A 510-nucleotide genomic window follows, 5' to 3' on the forward strand; every position below is an offset into this window, starting at 1 on the left:
TGGAGTTGCCGTGACAACCAGGAGGTTGGCTTAGAAGCAGCCACCCTTTAAAGAGTGCGTAATAGCTCACTGGTCAAGTGATTCCGCGCCGACAATGTAGCGGGGCTCAAGCACACCACCGAAGCTGTGGCATTGACACACTGCTCGGCACCCTTGTGGTGTCCAGGCGTGTTGATGGGTAGGGGAGCGTCGTGTGGCGAGTGAAGCGGCGGAGTGATCCAGTCGTGGATGCCACACGAGTGAGAATGCAGGCATGAGTAGCGAAAGACGGGTGAGAAACCCGTCCGCCGAATAACCAAGGGTTCCAGGGTCAAGCTAATCTGCCCTGGGTAAGTCGGGACCTAAGGCGAGGCCGACAGGCGTAGTCGATGGACATCCGGTTGATATTCCGGAACCGGCGAAGAACCGCCCATGATGAATCCAGTGATGCTAAACGCCTGAAGCTCACCCTTAGAGGTCTTCGGATCTCGTTGGTGGGTGGAACGCGTGACCCGATCTGGTAGTAGTCAA

The 510-nt window shown here is 56.9% G+C and carries 1 rRNA gene; it reads left to right on the top strand.

The features are described from left to right. A 23S ribosomal RNA gene (locus B277_RS15470) occupies positions 1 to 510 on the top strand; the annotation flags it as partial.

It is taken from the genome of Janibacter hoylei PVAS-1, assembly GCF_000297495.1.
In the GTDB taxonomy this organism is placed as follows: Bacteria; Actinomycetota; Actinomycetes; order Actinomycetales; family Dermatophilaceae; genus Janibacter; species Janibacter hoylei.